This is a genomic window from Odoribacter sp. N54.MGS-14, assembly GCF_000980295.1.
Lineage (GTDB): Bacteria > Bacteroidota > Bacteroidia > Bacteroidales > Marinifilaceae > Odoribacter > Odoribacter splanchnicus.
In genome coordinates this window covers 1-19,254 of record NZ_LARL01000058.1, presented here as the reverse complement: position 1 = coordinate 19,254, position 19,254 = coordinate 1, and the positions used below count along the sequence as shown (strand labels likewise).

General features: G+C 44.8%; 14 protein-coding genes and 1 riboswitch. Of the genes, 4 read left to right on the top strand and 10 right to left on the bottom strand.

The window, feature by feature from the left end:
• Positions 1–79: 79 nt before the first annotated feature.
• The 7 genes from WS42_RS11210 to WS42_RS11180 all read right to left on the bottom strand — a co-directional run bounded on the left by WS42_RS11210 (position 80) and on the right by WS42_RS11180 (position 8,318).
• A complete protein-coding gene (locus tag WS42_RS11210) occupies positions 80–781 on the bottom strand; it encodes a HesA/MoeB/ThiF family protein (RefSeq protein ID WP_013610954.1) in 702 nt (233 codons plus the stop codon).
• A gap of 43 nt (positions 782–824) precedes the next feature.
• On the bottom strand, positions 825–1,931 hold the full coding sequence (thiH, locus tag WS42_RS11205; protein WP_013610955.1) for a 2-iminoacetate synthase ThiH: 1,107 nt from the start codon (positions 1,929–1,931) through the stop codon (positions 825–827).
• Between the two features lie 28 nt (positions 1,932–1,959).
• Positions 1,960–2,727: a thiazole synthase gene (locus tag WS42_RS11200; protein WP_013610956.1), complete on the bottom strand. Its 768-nt coding sequence runs from the start codon at positions 2,725–2,727 to the stop codon at positions 1,960–1,962.
• A 3-nt stretch (positions 2,728–2,730) separates the two neighbouring features.
• Complete coding sequence (locus WS42_RS15540) at positions 2,731–4,698, bottom strand: thiamine phosphate synthase (RefSeq protein ID WP_022160310.1); 1,968 nt, start codon at positions 4,696–4,698, stop codon at positions 2,731–2,733.
• Between the two features lie 30 nt (positions 4,699–4,728).
• Entirely contained in the window at positions 4,729–6,486 is a 1,758-nt protein-coding gene (gene thiC, locus WS42_RS11190) for a phosphomethylpyrimidine synthase ThiC (RefSeq protein WP_022160309.1), read from the bottom strand.
• 51 nt (positions 6,487–6,537) lie between these two features.
• Positions 6,538–6,738: a sulfur carrier protein ThiS gene (gene thiS, locus WS42_RS11185; RefSeq protein ID WP_022160308.1), complete on the bottom strand. Its 201-nt coding sequence runs from the start codon at positions 6,736–6,738 to the stop codon at positions 6,538–6,540.
• A 54-nt stretch (positions 6,739–6,792) separates the two neighbouring features.
• Positions 6,793–6,889: riboswitch (TPP riboswitch) on the bottom strand.
• Positions 6,890–7,223: 334 nt separating this feature from the next.
• Positions 7,224–8,318, bottom strand: coding sequence for an MFS transporter (locus WS42_RS11180; protein ID WP_022160307.1), 1,095 nt, complete (start codon positions 8,316–8,318; stop codon positions 7,224–7,226).
• Positions 8,319–8,580: 262 nt separating this feature from the next.
• On the opposite strand from WS42_RS11180, the gene WS42_RS11175 reads away from it, so the two are divergent.
• The gene (locus WS42_RS11175; RefSeq protein WP_013610965.1) at positions 8,581–9,489 is read left to right on the top strand and encodes a phosphate acyltransferase; all 909 of its coding nucleotides are present in this window, start codon (positions 8,581–8,583) and stop codon (positions 9,487–9,489) included.
• 192 nt (positions 9,490–9,681) lie between these two features.
• Here WS42_RS11175 and WS42_RS11170 read toward each other — a convergent pair whose 3' ends face one another.
• On the bottom strand, positions 9,682–10,389 hold the full coding sequence (locus WS42_RS11170) for a YiaD family glycine zipper/OmpA-like lipoprotein (RefSeq protein WP_013610966.1): 708 nt from the start codon (positions 10,387–10,389) through the stop codon (positions 9,682–9,684).
• 160 nt (positions 10,390–10,549) lie between these two features.
• Between WS42_RS11170 and bioD the strand changes: the two genes are divergently transcribed.
• The 3 genes from bioD to glmS all read left to right on the top strand — a co-directional run bounded on the left by bioD (position 10,550) and on the right by glmS (position 15,034).
• Positions 10,550–11,215 (top strand): dethiobiotin synthase, encoded by a 666-nt coding sequence (bioD, locus tag WS42_RS11165; protein ID WP_013610967.1) that lies wholly within the window; start codon positions 10,550–10,552, stop codon positions 11,213–11,215.
• A gap of 54 nt (positions 11,216–11,269) precedes the next feature.
• The gene (locus WS42_RS11160; RefSeq protein WP_013610968.1) at positions 11,270–13,072 is read left to right on the top strand and encodes a peptidase U32 family protein; all 1,803 of its coding nucleotides are present in this window, start codon (positions 11,270–11,272) and stop codon (positions 13,070–13,072) included.
• A 117-nt stretch (positions 13,073–13,189) separates the two neighbouring features.
• Positions 13,190–15,034 carry a glutamine--fructose-6-phosphate transaminase (isomerizing) gene (gene glmS, locus WS42_RS11155; RefSeq protein ID WP_013610969.1) on the top strand — a complete coding sequence of 615 codons (1,845 nt, stop codon included), beginning with the start codon at positions 13,190–13,192 and terminating at the stop codon, positions 15,032–15,034.
• A gap of 134 nt (positions 15,035–15,168) precedes the next feature.
• Here glmS and WS42_RS11150 read toward each other — a convergent pair whose 3' ends face one another.
• Positions 15,169–18,129: a PEP/pyruvate-binding domain-containing protein gene (locus WS42_RS11150; RefSeq protein WP_046451107.1), complete on the bottom strand. Its 2,961-nt coding sequence runs from the start codon at positions 18,127–18,129 to the stop codon at positions 15,169–15,171.
• 85 nt (positions 18,130–18,214) lie between these two features.
• Positions 18,215–19,254: xylose isomerase (gene xylA, locus WS42_RS11145; protein WP_046451106.1), on the bottom strand; the 1,040-nt coding region annotated here is incomplete at its 5' end.

Genomic DNA, 19,254 nt, shown 5'->3' with positions numbered 1-19,254 from the left:
TTTTGCAACGGTAAGATAATTCTTTTTACCGAAATAAACAATAGCAAAAGGGGCTATCCGACTTTTTGGACAGCCCCTTTTAGTTTATAAAGTTCATGGTTTGGAAACTGCCTTTCAACAGATCGATCAGCAGTAATTTGCCGGAAAGAGTATCCTGACTTCCCAGGATAAGCTTGATGGCTTCATTAGCCTGGATCGAACCGACGACTCCCGGTAATGCGCCGATGACGCCTTGTGGTTGCTGAAACTCAGCGATAGCATCATGGTATTCGTAAAGGTCACGGTAAGTAGGACCTCCCTGGTAATTAAAAACGGAAACCTGACCTTTAAACTCACAAATACTTCCATAAACGAACGGTTTACCGTATCGGACGCAGGCTTCGTCGATCAGGTAACGGGAAGGCAGATTATCGGTTGCGTCTATTACCAGATCGTATTCAGCGATGATAAAAGTGTTTTCCGAAGTCAGCCGCTGAGCGTAGGGTACAATAGTTGTATAGGGATTTAAAGCCTGAAGCTTCCGGGCAGCGACTTCGACCTTCAGGGCTCCTAAACATTGGGTATCGTAGAGAATCTGACGTTGAAGATTACTCTCCGAGACTATATCATTGTCGAGTATACCGATCCGGCCGATTCCGGCAGCAGTCAAATAGAGTAAGACGGGGGAACCTAATCCGCCGGCTCCTACAACCAATACTTTCGCCCGTTTCAATTTTTCTTGTCCAGGCTCTCCGATTTCTTCCAAAATCAAATGCCTGGCATAGCGTTCTTTTTCTCCCATAGTCGATTATTTATCTGGTATTGGGGATGTAATTCCGGTTGAATTACATCCATCCGTCCCAGTCTTTCCATACCGGTTCGTATCCTTTTTGACGTATACTGTCGGCAACTTCCTCAGGAGTGCGTTCGTCACTGATGTGGAATTGTTCCAGAGCCTGAGGATAAGTGAAATACCCTCCGGGTTCGGTTTTCGATCCGGCACTCAGGGAAGTAATACCCAAAGGGAGCATATTATTGCGGAACTCGGCCCCTTCCCGGGTAGAAATCGAGATATCGACATCATGGTCGAATATACGGAAAGCGAAGATCAATTGGGCCAAGGCACGGTCCTCCAGGATAACATTAGGCTGGAAATGGCCTTCCGAAGGACGCATCCGTGGAAAATTGACGCTGTATTTGGTTTGCCAGTAATGTTTTTGCAGGTAACGCAGGTGGCGGGCCATCATAGTTACATCCGTACGCCATTCCTCCAGACCGATTAAAACTCCCAAACCGATTTTGTGTACATGGGCTTGCCCCATACGGTCGAAACCGTTGACCCGCCAGTCGAATTTGGATTTCATGCCTTTCGGATGATAAACGTTATAGCGTGCCCGGTTATAGGTCTCCTGAAAACAAACCACTCCATTTAATCCTGAATGCGTAAGACGTTTATAATCTTCTGCTTTCAGAGGCATTACTTCAATAGAAAGGTTAGCAAAAAGAGGATGGGCCAACTGCAATGCGCGTTCCAGATAGTCGACACCGGCCTCCTTCGGATTCTCCCCTGTAACGATCAATAAATTTTCAAAATTTCCCAGTTTTTTGATAGCATGCAATTCATTGAGAATCTCTTCCTCATTGAGGATGACCCGTTTGAGGGGATTGTTGTGATTGAATCCGCAATAGACACAGAAATTTGTACACGAATTAGTGATATACAAGGGGATATACATCGATATGGTTTTCCCGAATCTTTGTAAGGTATATTTTTGGCTTAATGCGGCCATCGGTTCCAGGTATTTCTCTGCAGCCGGAGAAATCAGGGCCATAAAATCGTCGATGGCCAACTGGCTTTTACTTAAAGCCAGTTCTACATCGGCGGCTGTTTTAGAGTAGATTTCCCGGGTCGTTTCTTCCCAGGAATATTTTTCAAGTTCTTCCGAAAACATATTATTAAAATTAAATCGGATTGTCTGTTTATTTCAAGAAAGCGGTCAGAGGACTGCTTGCTTCGGCAGCGATACTTTTTCCGGCTAGTCCGGCCTCATAAGCCATCCGTCCGGCTTCGACGGCTACCTTAAAAGCTTTGGCCATTTCCACCGGATTGCCTGCGACGGCTATCGCTGTGTTTACAAGTACTGCATCTGCTCCTAATTCCATCGCTTCTGCAGCATGGCTGGGAGCACCGATACCGGCATCTACGACTACCGGAATATTGCTTTGTTCGATGATGATACGTAAAAATTCACGGGTTTGTAACCCCTGATTCGTACCGATAGGTGCTCCTAAAGGCATCACCGTTGCGGCTCCGGCATCTTCCAGACGTTTACACAATACCGGGTCGGCCTGACAGTAAGGAAGTACAATAAACCCCAGCTTAGCCAGTTCTTCGGTGGCTTTCAGGGTTTCTACCGGATCGGGCAGCAGATAGCGGGGATCGGGATGAATTTCCAGTTTCAGCCAGTTGGTACCGAAAGCTTCCCGGGATAATTGAGCGGCAAAAATGGCTTCCTTGGCATCCCGTACGCCGGAGGTGTTGGGTAATAATTGTACACCTGGACGGAGAATGTGCTTTAACATATCGTCGTTCTTATCTTCCATCCGGATCCGTTTCATGGCTACGGTAACCAATTGACTTTCAGAAGCGATTATCGCTTCTTCCATCACTTGATTGGAAGAGAATTTTCCGGTTCCGGTGAATAAGCGGGAAGTAAAGGTTTTATCTGCAATTTTGAGTGTTTCCATGGTTTATGAATTTAATAAATTTAATATTTTTATTGTTTGCCTTTTTAGGTCAGGACTATTTTTGATCAGGCCCGATAAAGCGATTCCCTGAATACCTGTTTGCATTAGCGGCGGAATATCGGTTTCCGTTATTCCGCCGATAGCGAAGACCGGAATCGAAATCTTATTTTCCTGCATTCGGCCCAATAGAAACCGGTAACCTTCCAATCCGAGGACCGGACTGAGTTTCTCTTTCGTTGTGGTAAAAGCATAAGGCCCCAGACCGATATAGTCGACCTGCTGTTTTTGCCGGAGCAGGATGTCATCCCAGGTGTTACAAGTGGCACCGACGATCTTACCGGGGCCCAGTATCCGCCTGGCTTCCCATGGATCCATATCCTCTTTGCCCAGGTGCACACCGTCGGCTTCCAGTAAACGGGCGACGTCGACCCGATCGTTGATAATAAAGAGTGCCCGGTGACGCCGGCAAATCTCTTTTACCTTTCTCCCTTCACAGAGCATTTCGGCGAGGGAGGCTCCTTTCATACGGAGTTGAATCCAGCGCATTCCTCCCTGACAGACCGCTTCAACCTGCTCGCAGAGGGTCATCCCTTCTTTGGGAGCGGTGATATACTGCAAAGACAATTCACCGAGCCAGGGCTTTGAGTCGGGAGTATATTTTCCAATGCAATGATAACCTAACAGGCTGTTGTTGCTTTCGATAAAGCGGGATACATAGAGCTGTGCTTTATTACAGGAAGTAGCTAGGGCATCTCCTTGAGCCAGGGCTGACAGGAGGGCTGACGATAGGGTACAACCGGTTCCGTGTTTGGTGTACCGACTACGGGGAACCGAGAAATTAGTCGTCCGGTCGGGTTGGAATAAGACGTCGGTAGCATCCACTCCAGCGTTGTGTCCTCCTTTCCAGAGGATATTCAGGTGGTGATCCCGACAGACGATTTGTAACCGATCGGGAGTGATTCCTTCTCCGAATAATCGGTAAAGTTCGTCCGTATTCGGGGTGATAAGATAAACACGGTCAAGGATGCGTTTTAGTCTTTCCTGATCTTCGGGGGTATACCGGTGAAATGAAAAACCGGCACTGGCTTTCAGGATAGGGTCCCAGATTATTTTGAGTCGTTTGTCCTGATCGAGCAAATAATCCAATAACCGGTCCAGGATTTCGAAACTTTCGATCAGTCCGATTTTCAGAAATTCGATATTGTACTTTTGCAATAATAAGTCACATTGTTTTTTGATATCCTCCCAGGCGGTCCAATGTACTCCGGTAAAAGTGTCTTCATTTTGAAAAGTCAGAGCCGAACAAACGCCCAATCCATAACTTCCCGTGGCTTCGAAAGTTTTCAAATCGGCACCGATTCCTGCACCCGAGGAGGGATCGAACCCTGCGATACTGAGTACGAATGGAGTTTTCAGGCGGATGTATCTTTCGATAGCTTCATCGGGATTATTCCAAAGGTATCCTAAAACGGCGATTCCTTCGAAACCGGCTCGGCGGCATAAGCCGGTTTTATTAGGCTCGAGGCCTCCCAAGGCGATCACAGGACAATCGATGTCCGATAAGTCCGGTAATTGCCCGAATCGGCTCCGGTATCCCGTTTTGGAGATACTATCGAAAATAGGACTCAGAAAACAATAGGCAGGACGGAAAGGAAGTTGCCGGATTTCATCCACACGGTGACAAGAGATACTCACAGCATATTGCTGAATATAGTAGATATATTCATTCGCTTGTGGATACTTTAAATGTATTCCGTGCAACCGATATTTTTTCACTAATTCATAATGCTCGTGAAGTACGATCCTGTTCCGGTAGACAGGGAAAATCTGCCGGATAAATCTTTCATACACTTCGGCTGAAGCACCCGGTTTTCTTAAATGCAGGTACTTCAGGCCGTGTGTAAAGAGATGATTACAAATGGCTGCTTCGTCTTTGACCGGAGTGGGTGAAGTAATGACGATTATTTTCATAAATAACTGTTTCGCGGCTCGAGACCTTTATTATTTATTTTCCTGGCTGATTTTTTCCCTTAGTTTTTTACTGGCCCGCATGGAGCAGAAATGTTCACCGCACATGGAACAGAAATGTGCCTCCTTGTGGCCTTCGTCCGGTAGGGTTTCATCGTGGAATTTTATCGCTTTTTCCGAATCGAGTGCCAGGTGAAACTGATCTTTCCAGCGGAATTCGAAGCGGGCTTTACTCATGGCATAATCCCGGAAATAAGCGGCCGGATGGCCTTTGGCTAAATCGGCTGCATGGGCTGCCAGTTTGAATGTGATCACTCCTTCTTTAACATCGTCACGGTTCGGTAAGCCGAGATGTTCTTTTTGAGTAACATAACACAACATAGCGGTACCGAACCAGCCGATCATCGCTCCGCCGATAGCTGAAGTGATGTGATCGTAACCGGGAGCGATATCGGTTACCAGCGGTCCCAGGGTATAGAAGGGAGCTTCCCGGCAGTATTTCAATTGCAGGTCCATATTTTCCTTGATCTTTTGCATGGGCACATGTCCCGGACCTTCGATGATCGCCTGTACATTGTATTTCCAGGCAGTTTGGCAGAGTTCGCCCAGTGTCTTCAATTCTTCGATCTGAGCCGTGTCGTTGGCATCGGCGATACAACCGGGACGCAGGCCGTCTCCCAAGGAAATACCGACATCATATTTAGCCAGAATCTGGCAGATCTCTTCGAAATGTTCGTAAATGAAGCTTTCCTGTTTGTGGGTCGTACACCAATGTGCCATGATCGAACCTCCCCGGGAAACAATGCCGGTAAGGCGTTTCAAGGTCAGAGGCACATGTTTCCAACGCAAGCCGGCGTGAATGGTAAAATAGTCTACTCCTTGTTCGGCTTGTTCGATCAGGGTATCCCGGAAAATCTCCCAATTGAGTTTTTCAACATTCCCGCCGACTTTCTCCAGGGTCTGGTATAAAGGAACCGTACCTACGGGTACCGGTGAATTGCGGATAATCCATTCCCTGGTTTCGTGTATATTCTTTCCGGTCGACAGGTCCATGATCGTATCGGCTCCCCAGCGGAATGCCCATACTGCTTTTTCGACTTCCTCGGCAATCGAAGAAGTTACCGGCGAATTACCGATATTGGCATTGATTTTTACCAGAAAGTTCCGGCCGATAATCATCGGCTCGCATTCCGGATGATTGATGTTGGCCGGAATAATGGCCCTGCCGGCAGCCACTTCCTGCCGGACAAATTCGGGAGTGATATAATCGGGAATATGAGCACCGAACGATTCGCCTTTTTCTTTTTTATATTTTTCCCGGATTCGGTCTGCCAATTGATTTTCCCGGATAGCGATATACTCCATTTCCGGGGTAATGATTCCCTGACGGGCATAGTATAATTGGGATACCTGAGCCCCTTCGCGGGCGATTCGCGGATGGGTATTTACATGTTCGAAGCGAAGAGAATCCAGACTTTTGTCTTCCTGCCTCATTCTGCCGTATTCCGAACTGAGTCCCTCTAATTTAACGGTATCCTGGCGTTCCTCGATCCAGTTTTCTCTCAGTTTAGGAAGACCTTTTTGCAGATCGACAGTATAATTCGTATCTGTATAAGGACCGGAAGTATCGTATACGACGACATCTTCATTTTCAATCTTACTGCCATCCAGATCGACGGTAGGGGATAATTTGATTTTCCGCATCGGAACCTGGATATCCGACCGGGAACCTGTTACGTAAATTTTTTCGGAACCCGGTAGTGGGCCTGAAGTGATTTCGAAATTTTCCATTATGATTAGATTCTGATTTTAATATACTGATTATTAATTAGGAAAGTCGGTTTATCCTCCCTGTACCGCTTTGATAATGAGTAGTTGCGAACCGTCCCGAATCAATGTCGTTTCCCATTGTGCTTTAGGTACGACCGTATTGTCCAAGGCAATGGCGATGTTTAGGGGAGAAATGTCTTGTTGGGTCAGTACCTGTAAAATAGTGCTGTTTTCGGGGCATTCCGTAGCTACGTCGTTGATAAAAATATGCATGATCTACTGTTTTAGGTTTAGCGGACCATCTGAAAGGGGGAATAATTTTAAAAAATGAAATTTTGCTCACTCTACCTACGCCGGCATTACCCGGATCAGGTTATTGGGTATAATCTCAGCCCGTAATATTAAGGCACCCCTTCTGAAAATCCGGTTCAAAGATAATAGAAAAAGAGATGGAAACAAACGTTTTAAATTTTTTATTATTTAGGATCAGATACGATTTAACCCAGACAACTCTGTAAATATCGTAGAATCTGCTTAATGTTTCCTGTTTTTAAGGAAATATGGATGCATTTGTTTCCTGAAATTTAGGAAACCATTTTTACCTTTGTTTTATAAAAAATCTCTTATTGCTATCTGACAACGTGAAATTCCGTTTGATGTGATTGAGCGGGATATAAAGCTACCGATCAACCGTAATAAGATCATTACGGTTCCGGGGGACGCCGTTGTGGCAAGTCCGCTTTAACGGAGATAGTAATTTACTTTTTATTCCATTGTAATATCAGAAATATCAGGCCGGGGACAAAAATAATAAGGGCGGTGATCTGAAGGGCGAAGGCCAGGGAAATCGAGTCATTCAACCAACCGATAAAAGGAGCCATCGTGGCGAAAATCAGGCGGATGATGAAATTCCGGATCGACAGGACGGTGGCACGCATCTCCGAGAAGGTCTGGCGATTGATATATCCTTTAAGAATAGGAGTGGCGAATCCGCGTACGATATAAAAGAGGAAGAATAAAAATAAACTGAAATAATTCAGGCAGAAAGAGACGGCCAGATAACCTCCGGCGATGAGTATCAGAATAAGGGTATATGTCCGGTTTTCTCCCAGCTTGCGGTTGAGTTTGTCCGAATATAGGGCAGCTATGCCTACAGTGAGGTTCAATACTGTCCACACGATACCGAAAAGCGCGGTCGGAAGTTCTATTTTCATCAATACCGGTTGTACGAACCAGGCCATAGTCAGGGTGGCTGCTCCGATAATGCCGGAGAACATAATGTCGTAGCAAAGGCTTTTATTCGTAAATAGCGAATATCGAATGATTTTCCAGATATTGGCTAAAGGATTGACAATTTTGGTTTTGACATTGAATTCCTGTAAAGTCAAAGCTGCCGGAATACCGATAAAGGCAATCAAAATCTGACAGTAGAAAGGCAGACGGAGCGAAAATGTGGCTAACAGTCCGCCGAAAATACCCGCGAAGGCTTCCGAAAAATTCCCGATCATCGTTACTTTACCTTCATATTTCAGGTATTCGTTTTCCCGGTCGTAATGAAGCATCGTGTCGTATAAAAGAGCCGAATCGGCGCCGGAAACCAAACTTTGGCCTATTCCCAGCAGGATCTCGGCAATAAAAAATGCATAGAAAGTAGAGGATAGCGAATAACAGATGTAGCCTCCGAAAGCGACGATACAACCCGTAATCAAACAATTTTTCCGTCCCCAGGCATCGGCCAGATAACCCGTCGGGATGTCGAGACTAACCAGAACAATCGAGTAGACACTTTTTAAAAGGAAGATGTCCTTTAAGCCCAATCCATTTTCTTCGTAAAATAATACGATAATAGGCATAATCAAGGTAAACCACTTGGATACCTTAATCAAATAAAGGGCTGTAATATTTTGTTTTAGCAAGGCCACCTGCAGACTGGTAAATGCAATGACAAAGATAATAAAGATTCAGGATTAGCAGCTGGAGAAAAAAGTTTTTTAAAGAGAAAACAGGTTTGGTATGAAAATTGCACACATTATAATAAAATGTGCAGTAATCTTTTGGTTTTAAATTTTAATATGTATTTTTGTTTCAGATTACAACTAAATAACAGTTTGAACTATGAAAATTGAAAAGATCAGCGATATTTATGAGGTATTGAAAGGATATACCCGTAAAAAGCGTTTAGTGGTTGCTTTTGCTAATGATAGTCATTCTATAGAAGCTGTGTATATGGCAGTAAAGGCCGGATTGGTGGAAGGAATATTGGTAGGGGATACGGAGACTATCAAAGGAGTGTGTAAAGAAAACGGTTATGATGAATCGTGTTTTAAAATTGTCCATGAACCGAATGATGTCCGGGGAGCTGAAACGGCTGTCGAAATGATCCGAAACGGTGAAGCCGATGTTATCATGAAAGGATTGGTGAGTACCGATAAATATATGCGGGCGATCTTAAATAAGGAACGGGGATTGGTAGCGCCCAATGCAATTCTGTCGCATGTAACGGTGATGGAATGCTCGTCTTATCATAAATTATTGACTGTTAGTGATGTGGCTGTGATTCCTTGTCCCGATTTGAATCAGAAAATTTCTATGATCAAATATGTGACGATTACTGCGAGAGCTTTGGGAGTTGAAAAACCGAAAGTAGCGATGATCGCTCCGACGGAACAGGTCTTGCCTAAAGTGCAATCTACAGTCGATGCTGCCATCTTGTCGAAAATGGGAGAGCGGGGACAGATCCCAGGGTGCATAATCGAGGGGCCGATGGCTTTGGATGTAGCTGTCGATAAAGAAGCTGCCGAAATAAAGAAAATGCAGTCGGTAGTTGCCGGAGATGCGGATTGTTTGATTTTTCCCAATCTGGAATCCGGGAATGTATTTTATAAAACCAATACGAAATTAGGGCATTCTAAACAGGGAGCAGTACTGGTCGGAGCAAAAGTTCCGAGTGTATTGTCTTCGCGCGGAGATAGTGTTGAAACGAAATTGAATTCGATTGCTTTGGCTGCTATTTTGTCGGAATAATTTTTTTTGACACGTTCTCTGGCTTTGCAAGCCACAGGTGCGAGTTCTTCGGGAATTTTAATTATAAACCTCCGGTTTTGATTCATACTTATTGATCGAAGCCGGAGGTTTGTCGATTTATATTGGACTAATCACCCAAAGTCAAATTTTTGACTTTGGGGATCACTTCTTTTTATTAAAAATTCAAAAGAATTAGTTGAGTTGTCCGGATTCAGCTTTCTTGATCATGTCGGCATTCGCCGTGATATATATTTCTACTCTCCGGTTCTGTGCCCGTCCTTCGGCAGTGCTGTTATCGGCCACAGGCTGATCGAATGCAAGGCCTTCGGTCGTCAAACGGGAACGGCTGATTCCCTGGCCTACCAGAAAGTTGGCGACGGCATCTGCACGTTCTTTAGAAATGCGTTCGTTTACTGCACGGGTACCGGTATTGTCGGTATGACCGTAGATGGTCACGTCCGTATCCGGAGAATTTTTCAGGGAAGTGGCGAATTTCGTCAAGGCTTCTCTGGAAGCCGGACTAAGTTCGCTCTTATTGGTGGCGAAAAGGATACCATTGTCGAAGGTTACCTTTATGGCTTGCAGGTTATTGACATCCTGTACAGACTCGACTTTAGCGCCTTCGATCGCTTCCAGTTCTTTTTTTTGTTTGTCCATCCGGCGACCGATTAAAGCTCCGGTTCCTGAACCGACGGCAGCGCCTACTGCAGCACCGATGGCAGCTCCTTTACCCTTTCCGGCAAGAGCTCCGATTCCTGCACCTAAGGCAGCACCACTTCCGGCACCGATCGCGGCACCTTTACCTGTATTACTCCAGCTGGCACACCCTGTAAAAACACTGCCTGAGAAGATCAGACTTCCACCAAGCAATAACATAACAAAAAGATTTCTGATTTTCATGTGTTCTCAATTTAGAATCTTGGTTATTATACGTGCGAAATTAGAAACAATCTGTTAAAAATAAAATTGATTTCAGCTTGAATTTTATATTTTTGTCCGAATGAATTGAAACAGACCTATAAGGGGGAGTTTGTGGTAAGATAAAATTATAAGTTGAAACATGGCTGTATATTTTATTAGCGGGATCGATACAGATGCCGGAAAATCGATCGTTACGGGAGTAATAGCCCGGACGTTGTTACAAAAAGGAGTGCATGTGATCACTCAGAAGTTTATTCAGACCGGATGTGTCGGTATTTCGGAAGATATACTGAAACACCGGGAAATTATGGGGATTCCTCCTCAGGAAGTAGATAGAGACGGTACGACCTGTCCTTATGTCATGACTTACCCGTCTTCGCCTCATTTGGCAGCCGAGATCGACCGGGTAGAAATCGATGTAGAGCGGATTCATCGGTCTACAGAAAAATTAGCTGCCGCTTACGATGTCGTATTGCTCGAGGGGGCCGGTGGGTTGTATGTGCCTGTCAGCCGGCAGTATCTGACGATCGATTATATCCAGGAATATAAACATCCGTTGATATTGGTGTCGTCGTCAAAATTGGGCAGTATCAACCACACCCTGATGAGTCTTGAATTGTGTCGTCTACGCGGTATCGAGGTAGCTTACGTCGTTTATAACGACTTTCCCAACGACAGTGAGTGGATCAAGAATGACTCGATTACCATTATCCGGCAATATCTGGATGAACATTTCCCGGATTGTCGTCTGTTGGAATTACCTGTGGTTGAGGGGGATAAGTGGCCTGAACTGGAATTGAAATAAATCGCATCGCTTCTACAGGGAAGGAATGAGCCGTTCTAGTCGAAAGAGGAACATATGCAAAAAGTAGAATTATTATCTCCGGCCAGGGATCTTGTTGTCGGTAAGGCCGCTATCGATAATGGGGCCGATGCGGTATATATCGGGGCACCTGCTTTCGGGGCCCGTAAAGCTGCAGCCAACAGTCTTGAAGATATCGGGACTTTGGTGAGGTATGCCCATCGTTTTTATTGCCGGGTATTCGTTACCCTGAATACAATATTGTATGATTCGGAGTTGGCCGAAGCGGAAAAAATGATCCGGCAATTGTACGCGATCGGGGTCGATGCTTTGATCATTCAGGATCCGGGCATATTGAATATGGATCTGCCCCCGATTTGTTTGCATGCCAGCACACAGATGCACAATTATGAACTCGAACGAATTAAGTTTTTAGATCAGCTGGGATTTCAACGGATTGTATTGGCCCGGGAGCTTTCGTTGGAGCAAATCCGGGAGATCCGGAAAGAGGTGAAAGCCGAACTGGAAGTGTTTATACACGGGGCTTTGTGTGTCAGTCTGAGCGGACAATGTTATCTCTCTCAATATATGTTCGGCCGCTCGGCTAACCGGGGCGAATGTGCGCAGCCTTGCCGGATGAAATGGACTGTCGAAGATAACAGTGGGAAAAAGTTGATTAGAGATAAATATGTATTGTCTCTCAAAGATTTGAATCTTTCTTCTTATATCGATGATTTAATAGAAGCCGGAGTCGATTCGTTTAAAATAGAAGGGCGCCTGAAGGATGAGAATTATGTGGCGAATGTTACGAATTATTATTCTTCGCTGATCGGGAACCACCCCGGCATTGTGCGGAGTGGTTCCGGACATATCCTGTCGGCATTCGAAGCAGATCCTGAGCGGAGTTTCAGCCGGGGAAGTTCCGATTATTTTATCAGGGGACGGCACAGGGGATTAGTTAATATGGATACGCCGAAATCGATGGGAAAAAAGATAGGGATAGTTAAAGAAATAAAGGGAAATACTATTATTTTGGATGCTATCGGGGAGTTGGCGAACGGAGACGGATTATGCTATTTGGAGCAGGGCGGATTGAAAGGGATAAAGGTCAATGAAGCTGTGGGAAACCGGATTGTTTGTAATGAAACGGTAAAGCTCCGGCCGGGGACCGAATTGTTCCGGAATTACGATCATCGCTTTAATATCCGTTTGGACAAAGTGAAATCCGTACGGAAGATCCGGATAAAAATAAAAGCATGGACAGCGGATCGCTGTTTATGGCTGGAAGTGACCGACGAAGATGGCGTACAAGTGATTTTACGCTCGGAAGAAACTTTTGAAAAGGCACAGAATCCTCAGCAGGCAGAACGCCTCAAACAACAACTCCTGAAATGCGGAGATTCCGATTTTGAGTGTGAGAGTGTAGATTTGAACGGCGAAGAGGTCTTATTTATTCCGGCAGCAGCGGCCAATGCATTACGTCGGAAATTATTGGAAGAATTGATAGAGGCCAGAGAAGCCCGGCGGGAGAAAATGTTACCGGGACATAGGAAGCCCCTGACTTCTGTTCCCGTTGAAGCCGATTGGCACTATAATATTGCTAATCAGGGAGCGAAAAATTTCTATGAAGCTTGTGGGGTACCTGTTGTCGGAGCATGTTTTGAGAAATCGGGATTTCAGTCGGGGGAAAAAGATTTAATGCATACCCGTTATTGCCTGTTGTATGAATTAGGACGTTGCCGAAAAATGCAGAAAAACAAAGATTTGGAATTTCCGCTTTTTCTGGTCAACGACAAACATCGGTTCCGATTGGAATTCGATTGTCAGCGCTGCTTTATGAAAGTAATAAAACATGTATAAAGTTTAAAATGTTGTAAAAAAATGTTACTACCCAACCTACTTTGCTATCGATATTATATTTTTGTTTCCGAATTTATGGAAAATAGAAATAAGCCTAAGGGGCTAAAATAAAAATTTATGTGTGGAATAGTAGGTTATATAGGAACTAAAGAAGCTTATCCTATTCTGATCAAAGGTTTGCATCGTCTTGAATATCGTGGATACGACAGCGCAGGTATTGCCTTGATTTCGGATAATCAAGAATTGAATGTTTATAAGACGAAGGGCAAGGTGGCTGATCTGGAGCGTTTTGCCGAGTCGAAAGATATATCGGGTTGTATCGGTATAGCCCATACTCGTTGGGCTACTCACGGGGAACCTAATGATGTAAATGCACATCCCCATTATTCCCAATCGAAAAATCTGGCCCTGATCCATAACGGTATCATCGAGAACTATACGGTGTTACGGGCCGAATTGGAAAATAAAGGATATATTTTTCGCAGTAATACGGATACCGAAGTCATCGTGTATTTAGTAGAGTATATTATGCGTACCAACCAGGTGGATCTATGTACAGGTGTACAGTTGGCTTTGCATCAGGTGATCGGTGCTTATGCGATTGCATTGATGGACAAAAGCAATCCCAACGAGATCATAGCTGCCCGTAAAAGTAGCCCCTTGGTTGTCGGAATCGGTATGGATGAGTTTTTTTTAGCTTCGGATGCTACGCCTATTGTGGAATATACGGATAAGGTCGTTTACCTCAATGATGAAGAGATTGCGGTGATTCGTAGGGGAGAGCCTTTGAAAGTAGTGGATTTGAATAATGTGGAAATCACTCCTGAGATAAAAAAGCTGGCTATGAACTTAAGCCAGTTGGAAAAAGGAGGTTATCCCCACTTTATGTTGAAAGAGATTTATGAACAACCTCGTACTTTACAGGATTGTATCCGGGGCAGAATCAATGTAGGAGGAAATAGTGTGGTACTTTCCGGCGTAATCGATAATCGGGATAAATTCCTGAATGCCAACCGGATTGTAATTGTTGCCTGTGGTACTTCCTGGCATGCTGCTTTGATCGGCGAACATTTGATCGAAGATTTGTGCCGTATCCCTGTTGAAGTGGAATATGCGTCGGAATTTCGTTACCGGAATCCGGTGATCCATCCGGGAGATATCGTGATCGCCATATCCCAGTCGGGAGAAACGGCCGATACCCTGGCTGCGATAGAGCTGGCGAAATCGAAAGGGGCATTTATCTACGGCATCTGTAATGTAGTCGGTTCTTCGATTGCCCGGGCTACGGATTCGGGTTCTTATATTCATGTCGGACCTGAGATCGGCGTGGCTTCCACCAAGGCTTTTACCGGCCAGGTAACCGTACTTTCGATGTTGGCCTTGACTATTGCTCAGCAGAAAGGGACTATTACCCAAGCTCGTTTCGAAGAAATGGTAAAAGAGTTGCAGGGTATACCTGAAAAGATTTCTATGGTTTTGAAAAATGCCGAGCCGGTAAAGGAATTATCTAAGATATTTACTTATGCCCGTAATTTCATTTATCTGGGACGTGGCTATAACTATCCGGCCGCTTTGGAAGGAGCATTGAAATTGAAAGAGATTTCTTATATCCATGCCGAGGGATATCCTGCTGCCGAAATGAAACATGGACCTATAGCACTTATCGATGCAGAAATGCCGGTAGTAGCTATTGCAACTACCGATAGTATATACGAAAAGACCATTAGTAATATACAGGAAATCAAAGCCCGGAAAGGAAAAGTAATCGCTATTGTCAGTGAAGGCGACCAGTTGGTACACGATATTGCCGATTATTGCATCGAAGTACCTCATGTGTTGGAACCTTTTGCTCCTTTAGTAGCTTCCATCCCTTTGCAATTGCTGGCTTATTACATTGCCGTTAATAAAGGACGCAACGTGGATCAACCCAGAAACCTGGCGAAATCAGTTACGGTTGAATAAAACGGATAGCGGCTTTTAGCCGGTAGATAAAACGGTGCCGACAGTTAAAACAGGAGTAACGGTTTAAAACTGGATTGCATCGTTTTATTCGTTGTTGCTGTTTTATCTGTCCGGCTCCCTTTTTACCGGTAAGGCTATTCTACGATTACAGAAGTCTGTTTTTTGCCATCCATATAGACCGTTACGGGTTTGGCAAACCGGACGTGGCGGACGAATTCTTTTTCTTCGATCAATTGCTGATTTTGAATAATGTCGTAATTGATGAAGGAGCTGTCCGATTCGTAAGGTACGGCAAAGTATCCGACATTCATGGAAGTCACATTGTGAAAGAAATGGGACCCCAGCGAAGCGTCCAGGGGGAAATCCCTTAATCCTTGTTCGACGATAATCCTGGCTTTAGAAATATCCGACCACAATACAGGAATGCCGGTCAATTTGTCCCGTGTTCCCCAACGTCCCGGTCCGATCAGGATATAGGGGGTGTCGGTGGCTTTTAATTTTTCATTGAAAAATTTCACTTCTTCGGCCATCTGTTCGGTGCGCAAGCGGTCGAAATGTCGGGGATCGACATAAATCAGATCCTGAATGTCGGTGATTTTCCCGTTGCCCATTCCTTTGTCGGCCCGTAAGATCGCTTTACTCATATCGATATTTTCTTTGTCGATATCCATATGATATTCATTTTTGATCAGGGGTTTGATCTGCAGGACATAAAATTTCCATTCTTTGTTTTCCCGATTGACTGCAAATTCCATTTCGACGGGAGCTCCCATCGCCTGGGAGAAAATATCCAGCAGTATATCCAGGGTCGAAGCCAGAGGAATATAGTCGTATTGCAGTATGTCCGGAAAGTTGACAATCCGGGGGCCACGTACACTGAAATCGAAACCTATGCGGTCGTTCATAAAATCGTAGACCGAAGCACAATGCTGTAAATTACCGTCTTCTTCTATCGCTTTCAAGTCATAAGATCGGATAGCGGCATCTTCACCGTCTTTCACCAGATTGTAGTCCGGATGGATCATGTCTATGGCATAAAAATATTTTTGCGAATCCCGGGCCATATCCTGGATAGAGGCCAGTTGCAATTTGGGATAACGGGGACAAAAACGATAGGTCTTTTCTCCCCCCACCACATATGCTCCAAGGCCCAGTGCTATGACTGCAAATCCATCTTCCGGTTTAATGTAAGAAAAAGGATAGAAGTTATAGGATTGGGCGACTCCACTGATGTTGGGATAATATTTTCCGTTGTATTCGTTTCCTACTACCTCCTGGAGGATTACCGCCATTTTTTCTTCTTCGATCATACAGTCGATCGCGTGAAAGTAAGCTCTCGAACTATCGGTGAATATCGATGAATACACCAGTTTTACGGCAGTTTCGAGATCGTCGATCCGGCGTTCGATATCGGGGTGGTTATTGGGAATCAAATACGTAGAATAAACACCTGCAAAAGGCTGACTGAGCGAATCTTCGAACAAACCGGACGAGCGTACGGCCAAGGGTTTACGCATCACTTCCAGGTAGGAGCGGAGCTTGTCCCTGAGTTTTTGAGATAAGGGAGCCGCTATGAAGGCCGCTTTCACTTCTTCGTAACTTTCATCACTATAAATAATCCGACTCAACCCATTGTTATCTATGAAGTTATCAAATTCATCCACACCGATGATCGCCGTTTTCGGAATTTCTATCTTTAGTTTCGGGATCAGCTTCTTAAAATCGACGTTTTCGATAAAATTGGACAGGAAAGCCATTCCCCGGCCTTTACCTCCGAAGGAACCTTTACCTAAACGGGTGATGTAACGGTTCGAATCGACTAATTTGGGGTTGTAATTGATGATCCGCCCTTTGATTTTTTTCAGTTCTGCCGCTTCGAATACCCGTAGGATGAATTGCCGCATTTCGGCCGGAGTAGGGAAATCTTCAAACCGGTATCTTTTCAGATGTTTCGCTAAAGTAATTTCCCGGTGGGCCATTAACCAGGTGGAAATACCGTTGCGAATGGAGTGGTATATCAAAGATTCATCCGGGATGCTCAGCAGTTTTTGTTTAAATTCTTCTATCGAAGTGGCTCTGTCGATCGGTTCTCCGTTTTTGTTCCGGAAAATAAAATCTCCGAATCCCAGATATCCTTTGATAAAATCCTGGATATCATGAGCCAGAGTCGGGGAATTTTTATTAATAAAAGCAGCATGCAACTCTTCTGCTTTTACTGTATTTTCTATCTCCTGGCTTTGAAGCATACAGGGAATATACGCTCCGGTTCGCTTGACATAGCGGATCAATTCGATTCCGGCTTCTTCATCTTCCTCTCCATTCCGTTTATAGCGCACATCCGATATGACTCCGATCAGATTTTCCCGGTAATGATCGATAACGTATACTGCCTCTTCATAGTTGGTTGCTAATATTACTTTCGGTCTTACCCTTATTTTCATCACAATACTCATATCGTTGTCCTGAGGTTCTGAGAAAATGAGTTCCTGAGTTTGTGTCATGACCTCAGTATAAAGTAAAGGCAAATAACGGGAATAATACCGGATCGAGTTTTCGACCAATAGGATTACCCGGATATCTCCCAAATGGGTGTCCCGGTCGAGGTTCATTTTATCCTCGATGTATTTGGCCATGACCAGGAATATCTTGGTGGAACCGTTCCAGACGAACAACCTTTCGATAGATTCGTACAACCGATCTTCTATAGTATGAAAATAGGCCAGGTCCGAATTGTTGTTTACCAGCATCAGCTGACAGATATTCGGATACAAATCTTTCAGATGACGGCTGATGACCAAAGGAGTTTGTTTGTCCAGACCGGCCATCAGGATGATCAGGTCGATATGCCTTTCGGACAAAATCTTCAGGGCTTCTGCTTCGCTGGCGACAGAAGTAAAACGGGGGGCGGTATACAGGTTGACCTGTAAATATTCCCCCACGATTTTATCGGTGAATTGCCCTTCCCGTTCGATGGTATAAGCATCATAATAATTGGCGATCAAAAGAATTTCTTTGATTTTGAAGGGCATTAATTCCTGGAAAATGTCCCGGTCGCTCTTTTTACGTTTGTAGATTTTGTGTAGTTCGATTGACATAAACAGATCATTCAATGGTAATAGACTAGCTATCCTGTTGTACAGAATGATGTAAAATTACAAAAGTTTGGCGACTTGACAATGGTTAAATATACATATTGATCATTGCTTCGTATAGTTCTTGTTTACCGCTGGTTTGTTTGGGTTCTCCGTGAGCGATCGCATATTCCCGCAGATCTTCCAGCGAAAGTTTACCTTCTTCGAATGCTTTTCCTGCGCCTGTATCGAAAGAAGCATAGCGTGCTTTGAGCATATTGCAGAGGGGAGATTCGCGTAACAGGCGGTCTGCATTTTCAAGCGCTCTGGCAAAAGCATCCATTCCTGCAATGTGTGCAATGAAGATATCTTCCAAATCCGTAGAGTTGCGCCGGGTTTTAGCGTCGAAATTGGTTCCTCCGGTTCCCAATCCACCGTTCCGGATGATTTGTATCATTGCCTGAACCAATTCGAAGTTATCGATCGGGAATTGATCGGTATCCCAGCCGTTCTGATAATCACCCCGATTGGCGTCGATGGAGCCCAACATGCCGGCATCGACAGCACAGGCTAATTCGTGTTCGAACGTATGGCCGGCGAGAGTGGCATGGTTGACTTCGATATTTACTTTAAAATCTTTATCGAGGCCGTGTGCTTTAAGAAAACCGATTACCGTTTCTGTATCTGCGTCGTATTGGTGTTTCATCGGTTCCATCGGTTTGGGTTCGATCAGGAATGTTCCCTTAAAACCTTGGCTACGGGCATAATCCCGCGCTTTGGCCAATAGGAGGGCGAGGTGGTTCTTTTCACGCTTCTGATCGGTATTCAGTAGGGACATATAACCTTCACGGCCTCCCCAGAAAACATAGTTTTCACCTCCGAGGGCGATAGTGGCATCCAATGCGTTTTTTATTTGGACAGCAGCCCGTGCCACGACATCGAAATCGGGATTGGTAGCTGCTCCGTTCATATAACGGGCATGTCCGAAGACATTCGCTGTTCCCCACAATAGTTTGATCCCTGTTTCAGCCTGTTTCTTGCGGGCATAGGCAACTATTTCCTGCAGATTGGCTTCGTAGGCTTCGATGGTATCGGCTTCTTCTACCAGATCGATATCGTGGAAACAATAGTACCCGATTCCGCATTTTT